The sequence below is a fragment of the Halalkalibacter oceani genome (assembly GCF_023715705.1).
GTDB lineage: Bacteria > Bacillota > Bacilli > Bacillales > Bacillaceae_D > Halalkalibacter > Halalkalibacter oceani_A.
Genome location: NZ_JAMBOS010000023.1, coordinates 1 through 16,266 on the forward strand (window position 1 = coordinate 1; position 16,266 = coordinate 16,266).

Annotated in this window: 20 protein-coding genes; 15 read left to right on the plus strand and 5 right to left on the minus strand. The window is 44.9% G+C overall.

Translation table 11 applies throughout. The features are described 5' to 3' along the window. Window positions 1–240: 240 nt before the first annotated feature. Window positions 241–1,464 (plus strand): sensor histidine kinase, encoded by a 1,224-nt coding sequence (locus M3212_RS16730; RefSeq protein WP_251195120.1) that lies wholly within the window; start codon window positions 241–243, stop codon window positions 1,462–1,464. Between the two features lie 132 nt (window positions 1,465–1,596). Here M3212_RS16730 and M3212_RS16735 read toward each other — a convergent pair whose 3' ends face one another. Further along, window positions 1,597–2,235 carry a hypothetical protein gene (locus tag M3212_RS16735; RefSeq protein WP_251195121.1) on the minus strand — a complete coding sequence of 213 codons (639 nt, stop codon included), beginning with the start codon at window positions 2,233–2,235 and terminating at the stop codon, window positions 1,597–1,599. A 303-nt stretch (window positions 2,236–2,538) separates the two neighbouring features. On the opposite strand from M3212_RS16735, the gene M3212_RS16740 reads away from it, so the two are divergent. The 5 genes from M3212_RS16740 (at window position 2,539) to M3212_RS16760 (ending at window position 3,982) form a co-directional block, all read left to right on the plus strand. Continuing rightward, window positions 2,539–2,748, plus strand: a complete 210-nt coding sequence (locus M3212_RS16740; RefSeq protein WP_251195122.1) for a hypothetical protein — start codon at window positions 2,539–2,541, stop codon at window positions 2,746–2,748. A gap of 26 nt (window positions 2,749–2,774) precedes the next feature. After that, complete coding sequence (locus M3212_RS16745) at window positions 2,775–2,993, plus strand: DUF2922 domain-containing protein (RefSeq protein WP_251195123.1); 219 nt, start codon at window positions 2,775–2,777, stop codon at window positions 2,991–2,993. 60 nt (window positions 2,994–3,053) lie between these two features. Next, on the plus strand, window positions 3,054–3,260 hold the full coding sequence (locus M3212_RS16750) for a YvrJ family protein (RefSeq protein ID WP_251195124.1): 207 nt from the start codon (window positions 3,054–3,056) through the stop codon (window positions 3,258–3,260). A gap of 95 nt (window positions 3,261–3,355) precedes the next feature. Next, the gene (locus M3212_RS16755) at window positions 3,356–3,577 is read left to right on the plus strand and encodes a helix-turn-helix transcriptional regulator (protein ID WP_251195125.1); all 222 of its coding nucleotides are present in this window, start codon (window positions 3,356–3,358) and stop codon (window positions 3,575–3,577) included. Window positions 3,578–3,595: 18 nt separating this feature from the next. Next, window positions 3,596–3,982, plus strand: coding sequence for a hypothetical protein (locus tag M3212_RS16760; protein ID WP_251195126.1), 387 nt, complete (start codon window positions 3,596–3,598; stop codon window positions 3,980–3,982). A 123-nt stretch (window positions 3,983–4,105) separates the two neighbouring features. Here the strand turns inward: M3212_RS16760 and mreBH are convergent, their stop codons facing one another. Further along, on the minus strand, window positions 4,106–5,113 hold the full coding sequence (gene mreBH / locus M3212_RS16765) for a rod-share determining protein MreBH (RefSeq protein WP_251195127.1): 1,008 nt from the start codon (window positions 5,111–5,113) through the stop codon (window positions 4,106–4,108). 479 nt (window positions 5,114–5,592) lie between these two features. Next, window positions 5,593–6,423, minus strand: coding sequence for a glucose PTS transporter transcription antiterminator GlcT (gene glcT / locus M3212_RS16770; RefSeq protein WP_251195128.1), 831 nt, complete (start codon window positions 6,421–6,423; stop codon window positions 5,593–5,595). Between the two features lie 129 nt (window positions 6,424–6,552). Here glcT and M3212_RS16775 point away from each other — a divergent pair, with 129 nt between their 5' ends. The 4 genes from M3212_RS16775 (at window position 6,553) to M3212_RS16790 (ending at window position 9,654) form a co-directional block, all read left to right on the plus strand. After that, complete coding sequence (locus M3212_RS16775; RefSeq protein ID WP_251195129.1) at window positions 6,553–7,317, plus strand: YkgJ family cysteine cluster protein; 765 nt, start codon at window positions 6,553–6,555, stop codon at window positions 7,315–7,317. Beyond that, window positions 7,304–7,717: a thiol-disulfide oxidoreductase DCC family protein gene (locus M3212_RS16780; protein WP_251195130.1), complete on the plus strand. Its 414-nt coding sequence runs from the start codon at window positions 7,304–7,306 to the stop codon at window positions 7,715–7,717. Before M3212_RS16775 ends, M3212_RS16780 begins: the two co-directional genes overlap by 14 nt. A gap of 117 nt (window positions 7,718–7,834) precedes the next feature. Beyond that, window positions 7,835–8,170, plus strand: coding sequence for a hypothetical protein (locus M3212_RS16785; RefSeq protein ID WP_251195131.1), 336 nt, complete (start codon window positions 7,835–7,837; stop codon window positions 8,168–8,170). Between the two features lie 122 nt (window positions 8,171–8,292). Then, a complete protein-coding gene (locus M3212_RS16790) occupies window positions 8,293–9,654 on the plus strand; it encodes an MATE family efflux transporter (RefSeq protein WP_251195132.1) in 1,362 nt (453 codons plus the stop codon). A gap of 223 nt (window positions 9,655–9,877) precedes the next feature. On the opposite strand, the gene M3212_RS16795 is transcribed toward M3212_RS16790, so the two are convergent. After that, the gene (locus M3212_RS16795; RefSeq protein ID WP_251195133.1) at window positions 9,878–10,129 is read right to left on the minus strand and encodes a hypothetical protein; all 252 of its coding nucleotides are present in this window, start codon (window positions 10,127–10,129) and stop codon (window positions 9,878–9,880) included. Window positions 10,130–10,452: 323 nt separating this feature from the next. Next, window positions 10,453–10,587 carry a hypothetical protein gene (locus tag M3212_RS22150; RefSeq protein WP_285874600.1) on the minus strand — a complete coding sequence of 45 codons (135 nt, stop codon included), beginning with the start codon at window positions 10,585–10,587 and terminating at the stop codon, window positions 10,453–10,455. Window positions 10,588–10,716: 129 nt separating this feature from the next. Between M3212_RS22150 and rnhA the strand changes: the two genes are divergently transcribed. From rnhA to M3212_RS16820, 5 genes are all read left to right on the plus strand, one after another. Further along, on the plus strand, window positions 10,717–11,334 hold the full coding sequence (gene rnhA, locus M3212_RS16800; protein WP_251195134.1) for a ribonuclease H: 618 nt from the start codon (window positions 10,717–10,719) through the stop codon (window positions 11,332–11,334). Window positions 11,335–11,413: 79 nt separating this feature from the next. After that, complete coding sequence (locus tag M3212_RS16805; RefSeq protein ID WP_251195135.1) at window positions 11,414–12,727, plus strand: lysine N(6)-hydroxylase/L-ornithine N(5)-oxygenase family protein; 1,314 nt, start codon at window positions 11,414–11,416, stop codon at window positions 12,725–12,727. A gap of 281 nt (window positions 12,728–13,008) precedes the next feature. Next, complete coding sequence (locus M3212_RS16810) at window positions 13,009–13,977, plus strand: sugar phosphate isomerase/epimerase family protein (protein ID WP_251195136.1); 969 nt, start codon at window positions 13,009–13,011, stop codon at window positions 13,975–13,977. 23 nt (window positions 13,978–14,000) lie between these two features. Then, window positions 14,001–15,152 carry a Gfo/Idh/MocA family protein gene (locus tag M3212_RS16815; RefSeq protein ID WP_251195187.1) on the plus strand — a complete coding sequence of 384 codons (1,152 nt, stop codon included), beginning with the start codon at window positions 14,001–14,003 and terminating at the stop codon, window positions 15,150–15,152. Window positions 15,153–15,189: 37 nt separating this feature from the next. Then, window positions 15,190–16,251, plus strand: coding sequence for a LacI family DNA-binding transcriptional regulator (locus M3212_RS16820; RefSeq protein ID WP_285874601.1), 1,062 nt, complete (start codon window positions 15,190–15,192; stop codon window positions 16,249–16,251). Window positions 16,252–16,266: the final 15 nt, after the last annotated feature.

Below are 16,266 nucleotides of genomic sequence, written 5' to 3' on the forward strand. Positions count from 1 at the left end.
GATGTCTTTTTCCTTTCCTCAGAATTAAAAATGTCGAAATGTTTCGAATTATATACGGACATTATAATCGACTAATTCTGGACAGGCAATACCGTCAACTTTCGGTAATTTAAGGGTGTCAAAAACATTATAGCAATGGGAACTTCTTTTTACTATGTTTCAAAATCATTTTACAAGGACCAGCTTCAAAATGATGTAGAGAATCGTCTGTCTGCCCATCGTGAGGTTATTGAGGCAGAAATGGCAGCGGAATCTCTTGAACATGTGGTTATCATGGAACAAAGGGAAAAGGAAAATTCATTTATCATTTTTGATAAAGAATTTAATGTTAAGGCCAGTACAGATACGATACCCGAAGAATGGCTTGATCGATACCGAGGGTGGATCAACAATTCTACTTCTCTTTTAGAGGGAAGAACAGACTTTGTTGATACTATTGCGCACCATATTGCCCATGTCTGGTCGTTTGAGCCGCTGATTGTTGATGGACAAGTGATCGGATATCTCTTTATCGATCAGGATACAGGGAATTTTGAGGAAACAAGACAGAACCTTTTGGTTATTACCATGATAATGGGGATATTCACTCTTATGTTATCTGGAATTTTGGCTATTTTCTTTTCGAGAAAAATCACATTTCCCCTTGTTCAAGCCCGAAATCTAACCCGAACGATTGCAAAAGGGAATTTTGATGTCCAACTTTCTAGTAAAGGAAAAGATGAATTGGCTGATTTGATGAATAATATTTCCTCCATGGCGAGGCAACTTAAAGGGTATAGAGATACCCGCCAACAATTCTTATCGAATGTCTCCCATGACCTTCGAACACCACTGACATATATTAAAGCGTATGCAGCTCTTTTGAAGGATCAGAAAGTAGAAACTGATTTAGTTCAAGAACAATCATCTATAATTTATCAGGAAGCCATTCGAATGGAGAGTTTAGTTAAAGACCTTTTTCAACTCATGAAGCTTGAAGAAGGTAAGGTCTCAATGAACATACAAAAAGTTGAGCTGGTTGATTTCATTAAAGGCGTCACCAAAAAAGTTAAGCTTTTAGCAGACGAGAAAAAGATTGGCTTACATGTTTCATCGTCACATGTCGACATAATTTCTAGTATTGATCCTGAACAATTAGAGAGGGCACTGTTGAATATTTTAAACAACGGCATACGGCATACAGCACCAGGTGGGCGGATTGAGCTAGACATTAAAAAATTGAAAAATAAAATCACAATTAGAATCAAGGACAATGGAGAAGGAATCCCGGCTGAAAGCCGTCCTCATATCTGGGATCGCTTTTATCGGGTCGATAAATCTCGTTCTACAAAGCAAGGTGGAAGCGGCCTAGGTTTGGCGATTACTAAACAAATCATCGAACGGCACGGGGGAGATATTCAAATCGAAAGCACGGTTCATGTGGGGACGACATTTATAATTCATTTGTATAGGGGGTCTGAATAAAGCTTAGAATGTGTGCACTACTCTAGGGTTGGAAACTTGACTTATTTCTTGTTCCATTAGTCCGAGTCATTAATATTTAAGCCTCTTGGATCTAAATCCTTGAGGCTTTAACTTTTAAATATTAAGACTAGCCTATCTCTTTTTTACCATGACTACATTGATAAATCCAAGAATATGGATAAACCATACAACAACAACCAACAGGAGAAACGGAATCCTTAAGACATTTGGGATATGTGGAACGTGAAGAAATAAAAAATAGAATGTGTGCAGGGCGACTAAGATATAATAAATATGCACACGTTGCTGGACGTATTGCCAAGCTTCTTTACCTAAGAATTTTATGCTTTTTTTATTTGAGGTGAATAAGAGTATAAGTAAATAAAGCAAACAAACAATGCCAAGGAGATTCCCAATCGCAAAACCGGGATGGATATCGAAGCTATTCGCAAATGGATTAAAGACCACAAACAACATCATAAAATTCCATCTAATCCAACCATCGAAAATAATGTAGACATGGGTGAAGGCTGTTAAGCCAGTCCAAATTCCTAATTCTTTTCTCCAATTTAAAAATAACTTCATCTTGTTATTAAGCTTTGAAAGTGATCCAATTATAAGAATCGCCGCTAAGTATAGAACTGATACGTCAGCAAATGCTCGGTTCCAGGCGTGCATTGGATCCCAATCACTTCTTAAAAAGAGAAACAGGGAAGTAAGCAACGCAGTTAACATGAACAAAGTTATATGTTTCTTTACCTGACTATCCAATTATGTTCATTCCTCCTAGTAATCTTTATTCTAATGCTAGTCTAGAAGATCCATTTGTTAGAATTGTGAAGAATGGAAAAATTATTATCTTTCTTTCGTGTCTAACAAAGAGATTCACCTAAGTTATGTCTAACATTGTGGTAATATTTACTAAATGGTATTGAAATAAGCATTTCAATATTGTATCCTAAAAATAGCCGGTGGGAGACCTCCGGCTATTTTTGCGTTCATAAAAAAGAGGCAGCCCACCGGCCTAGGCTGCCTCTTTTTTTGAGGTGGGGAAAACGGAAAGGAGGAAAGCAAATGGCAACGAAAAATTTAATGCAAGCACGGTTGTCACTGATCCATTTAGAAGAAGATCAATTTGGAGAAACGAGACAACGACGAAGTGGTTACCCTGTGAAGATTGACGCAGACGTTAACGCACTTTATGATGTCTCAATCGCTCTCAGTAGCTTAAGTTCGGCATCGCTTGTGGGAATTACTTTATCTGAGGAAAGTACATTGGCATAAAACTAAGGTGGGAGGAGAATTGAAAAATGGGAGAACAAACACTGGAATTACGGTTTAGAAATGATTTAGGACGGACGATAGCCATTCGCGTCTTAAACCCTCGAGAAGATGTTACAGCGGAAGAAATCTCTGGAGTGATGGATGTCTTGATGGAGAATAATGTCTTTGCTGGAGCAGTCCAAGCGCTTGAAGCAAAAATTGATGCTCGTATTGTCTCTCGTGCGGTTGAAACCATTATTGTATAGTCGTTCTAGCCTGGGGAGGAATTTGATCTTCCTCAGGTTAGTAGTTAGGAGATGAAGAGAGTGGAAGAATTAATAAAACTCATCTCGAATGTTGGATTTCCAATTGCCGTCGCTTCCTATTTATTGGTTAGGTTAGAACCGGTGATAAAGGAGTTGCAAAAATCCATTGCCGGATTAACGATGGTCATAGCCAAACAAAATGAAGTGACACAGGAACAGGTGAATCAGCTGATGGATACGATCAAACGAGAGCAGGGAAAACGATGAAGATGATGCTCCCTGATCAACAGACCAGGGAGCGAAAAAGGACTTGAAATGTTAACATCGAATAGTATCTTCGAAATGGAAAGGGGGGCTGATGAATGAAAAACAAGCTACCGGATTTCAGGAAACAAAGTGGCTATTCACAAGACAAACTAGCAGAAAAACTTGGTGTTTCAAGACAAACCATTATTTCAATTGAAAAAGGAAAATATAATCCTTCCCTTCCATTAGCATTGGTTATGGCGAAATTATTTAATACGTCGGTAGAAGAAATCTTTTATTTAGACGAGGAGGATTTAAAGAAGTACATTAAAGAATAAATGCAGGAGGCAAATAAAATGGCATCTCAAAAGAACTTTTTTATCATAGGGGTATTGTTATCATTCATTTTTGTCGTAAGGCTTTTTCTCTTTGTTATGACTGACAATAGGGATACGATTGTGTATGCTGTGGAACTCTTGAATTGGGGGTCTGTCGCAGTAATGGCTTTTTGTTATAGTTATCTTTTCCCTCAATTTAAGGAAAAAGATGAAAGAGCGCAGACTATAAGGCAAAAAGGGATATATTACGCTATGTTTGTAATGATAATCTCTCTAATTATAATAATGCTACTCATTCAATATAGTATTTTATCTTTAACAACCCTTGCAGTCGTACGAATTTTAATCTCATTAGTGCTTATAACCATTTCATTATCTTGGGTTATACTTGCAAAAAAAATGTAATACGAAACGATGAGCATCAAATGAATCAACGACTCCATTCTGCACTCAGCCAGGAGGAAAAACCATTTTCCTCCGGCTTTTAAACTCGTGTGCAGTTTTCATTATCGCTTCCTGGACGTGTGTTTACACAGTGGCTTTTTGCAGCTTGTCGATGAATTTCAGTGATCGTCCTGTGCCGATTGCGACGGATTCAAGCGGTGTAGGGGCGATATGGACAGGGACGTCGATCTCGGTTGCAAGCCATTCCTGAATGCCGTTGAGCAGGGCGCCGCCGCCGGTGAGCATGATGCCCCGATCGACAATGTCGCCGCTCAGCTCGGGTGGACAGTCCTCCAATGTCGAGCGAATTGATTCGAGCAGCTGGAGCATATGCTCCTGAATGGCCTGCTGAATTTCTGTGGAGCGCAGCGTAACGGTTTTTGGCAGGCCGTTCACGAGGTCGCGTCCTCTAATCTCCATCGTCATTTCCTCATGGGTAATTGGAGCGTAGCCAATTTCCATTTTGATCTGCTCGGCCGTGCGTTCGCCAATTAGAACGTTGTAAGACTTTCGCACGTATTGAATAATGCCTTCATCGAGCTTGTCGCCGCCAATTCTGACGGAGCTGCATGAAACGACGCCGCCGAACGAAATGATCGCGACTTCGGTTGTTCCGCCGCCGATGTCAACGACGACATTGGCAACCGGCTCTTCGACAGGGAGGTCGGCGCCGATTGCGGCTGCGACCGGTTCTTCAATGACATGAACCTGTTTGGCACCGCAGCTTTTCACGGCGTCGAGAATGGCCCGCCGTTCGACCGAAGTCGAGCCGGAAGGAGCGCAGACGACGACATTCGGCTTGCGCATGGCAAGGCCAAGCTGCTTGCTTGCTTTTCGCATAATCGCTTTCAGCATTTTCGAGGTCATATCAAAGTCGGCGATCACGCCATCCTGAAGCGGACGGACAGCGACAATATTTGCCGGCGTCTTTCCGACCATGCTTTTCGCTTCGAGGCCGACGGCCAGCACCTCCTGCGTTTGGGTGTTTATTGCGACAACGGAGGGTTCGTTTAAAATAATTCCTTTTCCTTTGCTATATACAAGTAGGTTCGCAGTTCCTAGGTCAATTCCAATTTCAACATTATTCCACATTTTTTTCACCAACTTCATAGATTTCATTGTCTAGGGTAACATTTTAACAATGAACAAACTCGAAAAATAGAGACGGAACGCTTATCTTCTATGTAAGAATATGAGAGAAAGTCAAGCGGATAAAGAGATTCGGTGGATTTAATGGAAAACGTTGCTAAAAACGCCGGTGCTTAGGTCTTAAGCCTGGTGAAGGAGGGAGGAGGGTGTTGAAGTTTTTTTTCTTTGGTTGGAGTCATAATTTGAAGCAATGGCTCCGTTCTGCACAAAATCCGTACTGAAGAAAACCACTTCAGTACGGATTTTTAAAACGAAGTGCAGACTTCGCACACTGCTTTGAGCTTGAGACAAAGGGGAAATTGCCCTTTGTCTCAAGCTCTATAGTAAGGTGGGGAGGTGACAAGAGCGTAGGCCAAGCATAACCTGCTCTTACACAAACAATACCCGACTCCCTCCGGATTGAAACCTGTTTCTTTTTTCAATTATCGTCTGGCGATCCGTTGCAAATGTAATGTTAAATAAACCGCTTCCGCCTCGGGCACTTTTTTTTCTAATGATTGCTCCATCATTTCCAAAAGACTCGATGCCAATTCATAGCAAACGGGGTACTGCGCCTGGAGAATGTCTTTCAGCGCATCCTGGTTATCGTCATACTGATCCTTGTTGATTAGTTCGATCGAATGGCGAAGATGTCTGACGAGGCGTAAGTAGTTGATGTCTTTGCGGTCAATTGACAGCTGCAACGTGTTCTCCACTTCCTGCACCATTTCTCCGATCAGTCGCGTATGCTGATTGACTTCCTGAATGGAACGCTTCGTCAGCGCGCTGTGAATGTGGAGGGCGACAAAGCCGATTTCATCCGGCGGGATCGAGATCGAAAGCTCCTGGTTCAGCCGGGCGATAATTTCGGCGGCGACATCAAATTCTTTCGGGTAGGCAAGCTCTGTTTCAGGCAGGAAAGGATTCTTAATATCCATATTCTGCTTGACGCGTTTCACCGCATAAAAAAGATGATCCGTCAGCGCGCTGTGAATATGCTCGTGAAGGTGGATTGAGAAGCGCTCCTCGACATGCTCAATCACGTCGTTCATTAACCCGATAAAATCTTCATCTATATAATGCAACAGTTTTTTATAGCGTTCCTGTTCTTTTGCTTCCTTTAGGACAAAGAACTTTTCAGCCTGTTCACCGGCCACGAGTTCGCCGTTTTTTTTACCGAAGCCGAGTCCTTTGCCGATTAAAATGACTTCATTGTAGTCCGGGTGATGCGCTATAATAACATTATTATTTAATACTTTTTTGACAGCTAGCATAGCTTCCCCTCCCGTTTTCATCATAGCGGGAATGCGGGGGAGCGTCAATGAACGAAGCTTTAACATTCTTGGCTCTTCTGGCTGCACTTCCCTATTTTTATAAACTTTACTAGAAGGAGAGGCGGACGGATGAAACCTTTAACGATAGACGAGATTAGGCAGGTCGCTGCCAGAATCAATAAACGGACGTATGACTATGAAGCGCCATTTCTGCAAAAGGTCGATCAGATTTTGGACGACAGTGAAGGCAAGCATGTCGAGACGGTGCTTGGTGAAGCCTTTACTGGCCTGCTTGCCCAGGTTGACGATGAAATCAAAGAAATTGAAAGCGAGCTTGGAGTGCGGCCGAGCTGCGCGCTTGGCTGCGATCATTGCTGCTACTTTCCGATTATTGTAACGCGGCTTGAGGTAAAGCTGATGCTAAAAGTGATCAAAAGCTGGCCGGCAGCGCGGCGACGGAAGATTGCAGCGCAAATAGACCGGTATGTAACGACGTATCAGGCTGAACTGAAGGAATTGGCCGAGCTGGATTTTCGCAAAGATCCGGCATTTAAAGAAAGGTATAAGCAAAAAAACCTTCCGTGCATCATGCTCGATCAAGAGACCCGGACATGTATGGCATATGAAATCAGGCCGATTCCATGTCGCACCTATTTGAATTACGCAAGCCCGGATGTTTGCGGGGAGAGTCATGTTCCGGCGGAGCCGCTCAGCTTCGAATTTCTCTACCCTTTTTATGTAGAGGGGATGGATGAGGTGCTGACGGAAATTCTTGAAGTGGTTGATGACAGCGCGCTCGGTTTTTCCTATCCACAGGATGCCGCCGAGGTTCATTATCTCCCATTGCTGCTGCAGGAGGAATGGAGAGGGGGAGCTGTCATTGCCGGAGAGTAACGAAGAGGATCGCCCGATTTTAATGTTTGACGGGGTGTGCAACTTATGCAACGGTTTCGTCGATTTTATTTTACGTAAGGAGAAGGATCACCGCTTCTTGTTTGTTTCGCTGCAATCTGAACGGGGAAGGCAGCTGCAGGAGCAGTTTGCGATATCGCCCGCGGTTGACTCTGTTATTGTGATTACCGATAATACGGCTCATTTTTATTCGGATGCTGTATTTCAGGTAGTTAAGGCTTTGCCTTGGTATTTTCGGCTTCTGCTCGTACTGCGTGTTGTACCGAAGGTCGGACGTGACCGGCTCTACCGGCTTGTCGCGAAAAACCGCTATCGTCTATTTGGCAAACTGGAGAGCTGCCGTCTGCCGACCGCCGCGGAAAAGGACCGGTTTTTACAATAGCAGTTTTTTCTTATTTTAGTCTTAGGAAAAATCATGGTATGATATATGTATAGAAATAGACTGCCGGAATGTCTGACACGATGCGTTAGTATGAGAGAGAATCTGGGAGGGATACCGATGGAAGAGAATAAAATAGCTGTCTATCTTCAGGAAAGACTGGCAGAAGCGAAACGTCAATTTGAAAGAACGGTGGACTGTAAGCACACGGAATTTGATGATCTCTATCCATATATGACAGAGCAGCCGCAGTTTTTCTGGTACAAACGCTATGTCGCTTGGCAGGAGCTGTTAACAATCGTGAAAATTGCGGAAGATCTCGATGTTCCGTGGAAGGACTTGTTTCTCGAAAAGCAGGCTTCCTTCGTTGAAGCAAGAGTGCTTGATGCGAAGGTGCTGGATAATTGGTATGAGGAAGAGCTTGAAGCAGAATCAGCACAAAATGATAAAAAATAACGAATATCCGCTATTGGAATTCCGTTCCTTTAGCGGTTTTTTCTCGGGGTTTTCCTGAATGACATTACTTTGGGCAAACCCCTCCTTGTTGTGTTTGTTGTGAAAGTCTAGGAGGAATAGGGATGAAACCGACACAAACCATTCGTCAGAAAATACGGCTGTTTCTCATCGTGATGATGCCGATTTTAGTGACACAGCTTGGTTTATATGCGATGAATTTTTTTGATACGATGATGTCCGGGCAAGCGGGCGCGGAGGACCTGGCGGGAGTTGCAATCGGTTCCAGTTTATGGGTGCCGGTCTTTACCGGGCTGAGCGGTGTGCTGCTTGCTTTGACGCCGATTATTTCCCAGACGATTGGCGCTGGCCGTAAGGAAGACGTTCCGTTTTCTGTTTTGCAGGGTGTGTATTTATCCGTTTTTCTTTCCGTCGTGATTCTGATCAGCGGGGCGTTCGTCATCGAACCGATCCTTGGTTTTATGAGCCTTGATGCGGATGTTGAGTATATCGCTTATCATTACTTGATCGGACTTGGCTTTGGCGTGCTGCCATTGTTTATTCAGACGGCCCTGCGTTGTTTTATCGATTCGCTCGGTCAGACGAGGGTGACGATGCTCATTACCCTAATTGCGCTTCCGATTAATGTGTTTTTTAATTATGTTCTTATTTTCGGCAAGCTCGGCTTTCCGCAGCTCGGCGGAATCGGAGCGGGCTATGCCTCTGCTGTAACCTATTGGGTGATTTTGTTCATTACGATTTATTTCGTCAGCCGGGTGCGCCCGTTTGCGGCGTATGGCATTTTTAAAACGTTTGTTAACGTCTCGCTTTCGAAATGGAAGGAAATTTTATGGCTCGGTTTGCCAATCGGGTTTACGATTTTCTTTGAAACGAGCATTTTTGCCGCCGTTACCTTGTTAATGAGCACATTTGATACGGCGACGATTGCGGCTCATCAGGCAGCGATCAATTTCGCTTCGTTCCTGTACATGATTCCACTGAGCATGGCGTTTACATTAACGATTGCCGTCGGCTATGAAGTCGGGGCTAAGCGGCTTACTGATGCGAAGCAGTACAGCAAGCTCGGGATGGTCATTGCGATCGGCATGGGGATTGTCGCGGGAATTATCATTTTTCTCTTGCGTGAACCCGTTTCCCGTCTTTATACGATTGATGCGACTGTCGCTGTCCTGATTCAGCAGTTTTTAATTTACTCGATTTTCTTTCAGCTTTCTGATGCGATTGCCACCCCGATTCAAGGGATTTTGCGCGGCTATAAAGATGTCAATATTCCATTTTTGTTCGCGTTCGTTTCCTTCTGGTTAATCGGGCTGCCAACAGGATATATTCTCGCCAATTACACCGACTTCGGCCCGTTTGGCTACTGGATCGGGCTTATTACCGGTCTTGCCGTCGCCGCCATTGCCCTGCTGGGCCGCCTGGCAAAAGTGGAGAAAGGCGCAGCTCAAAGCCGGCTTGAAGGCTGAGGTGGCTCTGGGATCGCTTACGCATGACAAGAGCTTGAGACAAAACTAACTTTGAACCTACTGGCAATGGCTTCACACGCCGCAAGCCCGTTGTGAGAGACACACTCACAACGGGCTTTAACGTCGCATTTCGGCACATGGCTTAGCGCTGGTCGACCTTCCTTCCTACGATAAAAAAACAGCAGCCCAAACCATGGCCTTCCTTGGTTTGGGCTACTACTGCTTAATTTAATGTAATATGAGAGTCGCGATGCTGGTACACTCCATCGAGCTCATCGTCAATATCCTCTTCAATTTCTTCGTTCGTCGGCAAGGAATCATAGCTTTCAACAATTGTAAATGTTTCAAGGCAGAGCAGATGATAAGGGTATTTCTCACCATGATCGCAAATGATCGCGTAAAGCTTGTTTCCTTTCGTACTGACCAGATCCCCCGGCTCCTGAACCGACCGCTTCCGGTTAATCGTGATATTCACCTGACATCACCTCTTTTTGACACCCAGTATAGCCAAAGAAAGAAGTAAATATACAAGGACTCGTCCGAAAAGGTTGGTTTTTTCCTTTTCGGACGAGTCCTAAGCAATGTGCGGAGTCGCTACATCATTTATAAGCATAGAGAGGAGTGGGGTTCTCCTCTCTATGCGAGTAGCGAACGAAGCCATTGCAGCATCCTGAAACAGCGGGGAAGGTTCTTCTCTTCTTAACTTTGCGCAGAACGGAGCCGCTGCTATCATCGTGCGAAAAATCCAGAAACGGCAGGCGGGGACTCTATTACGATCCTCTTTGAAATGGAGATCCCTTACTGTTTCTTCTTATTCGCTTTGTTGCCGCCCTCGTCGACAAGTTCGCTGGCGACCTCCTGATTAAACAGGTTGCGTTGCGGTGTTTGGTTATTGGTCAGGGCTTTGTTTTTTTGCGGTTGACGTTTTTTCATCGAAGCAGCTCCTTTTCTTCATTTGTGAAATAGCTCTTTCGCTGTTAGTATTTCTGTATTGGCAGAATTTATAAAAGCTTTTCACAGACAAACGAGGAGAAACAGCTCTCGGAATAGGAAGGTGCAGACATGGCAAAGCAGAAATTTTATGTAGTGTGGAGAGGGAGGAAAACAGGGATCTTTCCTACATGGGCGGAATGTGAGGCGCAGGTGAAGGGCTTTACCGGAGCCCGTTTTAAATCATTTGCGACAAAAGCAGAAGCGGAGAAGGCGTTTAACGAGGGCGGCTTCAAACAATCAGCGGCCAAGCGTTCTGAACCGCTGACGACGTTTGATGAAGAAATTGATTACGACAGCATTTCGGTCGATGTTGGATGTCGGGGAAATCCGGGTATTGTGGAATATAAGGGCGTCGACACGAGGACGGGAGAGGTGCTGTTTTTTCATGATGAAATTCATATCGGTACAAACAACATGGGAGAGTTTTTGGCGATTGTCCACGGTCTTGCTTATACGAAGCAGCGTGGAGAGACGAAAACGATTTACTCCGATTCTTTGACGGCAATTAAATGGGTGAAGCAGAAAAAGGTGAACTCTTCGTTAAAACGAACGGAGGAAACAGCCTATATTTGGTCCCTCGTCGAACGGGCGGAGCGCTGGTTACAGACAAACATGTATCAAAACAAAGTGAAGAAGTGGCATACAGAGAAATGGGGAGAGATTAAAGCGGATTATGGACGTAAATAATGATCCTCCTTCCCCGGCGCTCCGGACAGGCTGTCCCTGAAAGATGGTTGTAAAAAATCGAAAAGAGATGGTGAGACAGATGAACGAGTATACGCAGTATGACCTGGTCGGAGTAGGGATTGGCCCCTTCAATCTTGGACTGGCTGCCTTAGCGGAGGAAGGAACGTCCTTAAAGACGGCTTTCTTCGATCAAACCGAAGTCTTTCAATGGCATCCGGGAATGCTGCTGGAGCAGGCTAACTTGCAGGTGCCGTTTCTAGCTGATTTGGTAACGATCGCCAATCCGCAAAGCCAGTATACGTTTTTGAATTACATTCATAAACAGAATCGGATGTTTCCGTTCTATTTTTTTAAGCGTTTTGACATTCCTAGACAGGAATATAATGACTATTGCCGCTGGGTAGCAACTCAGCTGGCAAACTGTCATTTTGGCTACGAGGTTGTCAATTGCCGCTATCAAAAGCAAGATGGCGGTTATCTTCTGACGATAAAGGATGTTCGGACCAAAGAGGAGAAAATCGTGCTGGCACGTCATGTTGTGCTTGGGACAGGAAGTGTTCCCCTCATTCCGCCCCCGCTTCAAGAAGTGCTCAATGACGATGTCATCCATTCCGGCAGCTACCTTCATTATGCAGATGAAATGAAAGAAGCGCGTTCGATTACGGTCACCGGTTCAGGTCAGAGCGCCGCTGAAATTTTTTATGACTTGTTGAAGCAGCAGGAGGATCATCGCTATCAGCTCACCTGGTTAACGAGGTCGGCCGGCTTTTTCCAATTAGAATCGGGAAAGCTTGGACAGGAGGTCTTTTCTAACGATTATGTCGATTATTTTCATCAGCTCTCGTTTGAGCAGCGGCAGGATGCCTTGCCGACCTTGGAAAGCTTACGAAAAGGCGTCGAGGAAGAGACACTGAAAGCCATTTATGAGCTGCTCTATTATCGGTCTGGTGGAAAACAGCGGCTGCCGGTCAGAATTCAGGCTATGACAGAGATAGACGGAATTGTGCCGGAGGAGCAAGGCTATCGGCTTGAATGTCAACAGTGGCAGCAGGACAAGTCGTTTACGCTCCATTCAGAAAAGGTGATTCTTGCCACCGGCTACAAGCCAAGCCTGCCCGACTGGCTGCTCAAGATGGCGAATGAATTGGAGTGGGAGGACGACAAGCGCTTCGCCGTTACCCGCGACTACCGATTGAAATGGAAAGAAGAGCGTACCGGGCATATGTACACATTGACGAATCTTGAACATACTCACGGAGCCGGGGCGACAAACCTCGCCTTATCGGTTCAACGGAACCAGATGATTCTTAATGCGATAGCGGGAGAAGAGGTGTATCCTCTACCTTCACAGACCGTTTTTCAGCAGTTTGGAATTGAGGACAAAGAGGAGTAACAAAGGAGACAGTGGTGTCGAAGAGGCTTGGCCGAAGGGGTGTTTTTCCCTTTTGTCAAGCCTCTAAGCAGTGGGCCTGTGGCAAGTGAAGCTGTTGGCATTTGGTCGTTTTATTCCAAAAATTCAGAAATGTTATTGAATTTTTTTGGGAGATCAGCTAGGATAGAAATATGAAAGCCCTTTCAAAAAATCAGGTTCATTCCAAGGTTTATAGAGGAGCAGGCTGAGAATTTTTTAGCCGCAGCCCTATAAAATAAATAAGCAGGCGAAGGGGAGGTTACATGAAAGTAGGAGTTTTTGCCGTGTTGCTGGCCACTGAACCATTACACGAGGTACTTGATTATTTGCAGAAAAAGGGAATAAATACCGTGGAAATCGGGACTGGAGGCTTTGTGGGGAATGCGCATTGCAACCCTTCTGAATTGCTTGCCAATCCAGAAAAGCTGGCAGCCTTTAAGGATGAATTTGAATCACGCGGTATGGAAATAAGTGCGCTAAGCTGCCATGGGAACCCTCTGCACCCTAATGTCAAACGGGCTCAGGAGGATCATCAGACTTTCGTTGATACAGTCAGGCTTGCAGCGAAGCTGGGGGTTGAGAACGTCGTGACGTTTTCCGGATGTCCTGGTGAATCAGAGCAGTCGCTGTATCCGGTATGGAACACGTGCACGTGGCCAAATGATTTTGCTGAAGTCTCCAAATGGCAATGGGAAAAGAAAGTAATTCCGTATTGGAAGGAGCAGAATGCGTTTTTGGCGGAACAAATTGTACGCGCGTCCATTGAGCCGCACCCGGGCTTTGTCGTCTATAATACGGAGACGATGCTGAGGCTGAGAGCAGAATGCGGAACTCAGATTGGCGCTAACTTTGATCCGAGTCATTACTTTTGGCAGGGGATGGACCCGGTCGCTTGTATCCGTGAGCTGGGCAAGGAAAATGCACTCTTTCACTTTCATGCGAAAGATACGAGAATTGACCAGCAGAATTGCGCACTTAACGGCGTACTCGATTTAAAAAGCTATCGTGATCTGGCGAACCGCTCGTGGATTTTTAGAACAGTTGGGTATGGGCATGGGGAGGAGATTTGGAAAGAGATTATTAGTGAATTACAACGGATCGGCTATGAGGGAGCGATCAGTATTGAGCATGAGGATGGATTGATGAACCATCTGGAAGGGCTCGAAAAAGCCATCTCCTTTTTACAAAGCATCATTATTGAAAAACAGGAGGTGGAGATGTGGTGGGCGTAGAGAAGCGTAAAATCAGAATCGGCATGGTCGGTTATAAGTTTATGGGGAAGGCACACTCTCATGCGTATCGCGATGTTTCCTTTTATTTTGATAATCAGGTTGAACCTGTTCTTCAGGCAATTTGCGGCCGCGATCAGGCTGCGGTAAAGGAAGCAGCAGAAAAAATGGGCTGGCTCAGCTATGAAACGGACTGGAGAGCACTGATCGCTCGTGACGATATTGATTTAATCGATATTGTAACCCCGAATAGCAGCCATGCGGAAATTGCGATTGCTGCGGCTGAAGCCGGGAAGCATGTGTTTTGTGAAAAGCCGCTGGCGATGACATTGGAGCAGGCGAAGCAGATGCTGGCCGCTGTTGAAAAAAATAATGTGCTTCATATGATCAATCATAATTACCGTTTCGCCCCGGCTGTGCAATTTGCCAGAAATCTGATCAAATCAGGGCGTTTAGGAAGGATCTATCATATTCGCGCCACCTACTTGCAGGACTGGATAATGGACCCGCAGTTTCCGCTTGTTTGGCGACTTTCCAAAGAAGCGTGTGGTTCAGGGGCACATGGGGATTTAGCCGCACACAGTATTGATTTAGCGAGATTTCTTGTAGGTGAATTTAAAGAAGTCAGTGGATTAATGGAAACCTTTATTAAGGAGCGGCCGCTAGTCGAAGGGAGTTCCGGTTTAAGTGGAAGTGCGTCAAGCTCTAAAACAGGACCGGTGCATGTCGATGATGCCAGCTTATTTCTCGCCCGTTTTGAGAATGGGGCAATCGGGACATTTGAAGCGACGCGTTTTGCCGGCGGGAATCGAAACGGCAATCGCTTTGAAATTAATGGCGAAAAAGGCTCGCTTCGTTGGGACATGGAAAAAATGAACGAACTGGATGTTTATTTTCATGACGATGAAGTTAATGTTCAAGGTTTCAGAACTGTAAGCTGCACGGAAGAGGGGCACCCATTTGCCGCTGCCTACTGGCCGGCAGGACATATTATTGGCTATGAACATACTTTTATCAACCTGGTAGTAGAATTATTAAAGGGAGTTGAGAAAGGGGAAAGTCCGGCGCCGAACTTTGTTGATGGGATGAAAAACCAGGCAGTGCTGGAAGCCGTTGAGCGTTCTGCAAGCTTGAAAAGGTGGGTCGCCCTTTCAGAACTAGAATCAAACTTCAGCTAACAATTGTACGCGCGTACAATACTAATTTTTCCAAGTTTTGAACGCGGGTACATACGAGAAAGGAAGAGCAACAATCGCAACGAGAAAAGATGTCGCAAAAATGGCAGGAGTATCAGAAGCAACCGTATCCCGTGTCTTCAGTGAACAGGATGCTGTAAAGGAGCATACAAAGCAAAAAGTTTTAACCGCAGCAAAGACGCTTAACTACTACCCAAATGTGATGGCGAAAAATTTTGCAAAACGTAAAAGCGGGAACATAGGGGTGATTTTACCCTATTTACCAAAGGTGAAGCTGTTTTCTGTTTATTATTTTTCTGAGATTTTAAATGGAATTGGTGAGGCGATTGAAAAAGAGGGCTATGACATGCTGCTATTATTTCAGCGTGTCGGCCAGCCGTACGATTACAAAAAGTATTTTCTGAGTCATAAGATCGATGCAGCGATTATTTTAGGCTCGAAGGATTCTCATGAAGAAAGGGACTCTCTGCGCGAGCTAAGGGATGCCAGCTTCCCTTTCTGTCTGGTCAACCAACATTTTGACGGTGAACAATTTTGTGAGATTGATGCTGAGCATGTAGCTGGCAGCTATACTGCTGTGACTCATCTGATTGAGCAGGGCTGTCAGAATATTGCTTTTCTCAATGGACCACTTGCTTATTCGAACAGTCTTGATCGCTTGAAAGGCTATCAGAAAGCCTTACAGGATCATGGCTTTGCACGACAGGAGCAGGCAGTTTTTTATGGTCAGTACAGTCTTACTAGTGGCTATAAGGCAGCTGATGATCTGTTATCAGGTCAGCTCTATGACGGTATTGCGGTTGCTAATGACAGAATGGCGATTGGCCTCATGCAGCGGATGAAGGAGCTTGGGATCAGGCCGGGAGCTGATATCGCGATTGTTGGGTATGATGACTCCGATGCTTCCGCGATGTGTGATCCGGCTTTATCAAGCGTCCATGTTCCCTTTTTCGAAATGGGAAAGCGATCTGTCCAGCAGCTTGTTAATCAGCTGTCTGCTCCACAAATGAAGCTGTTTCAAGAGAAACTGGAAACAAGGCTGCTCATCCGTGAGAGCTCTCAACGAAATCAGGGCAATTAAAGAATGCTCATGTAG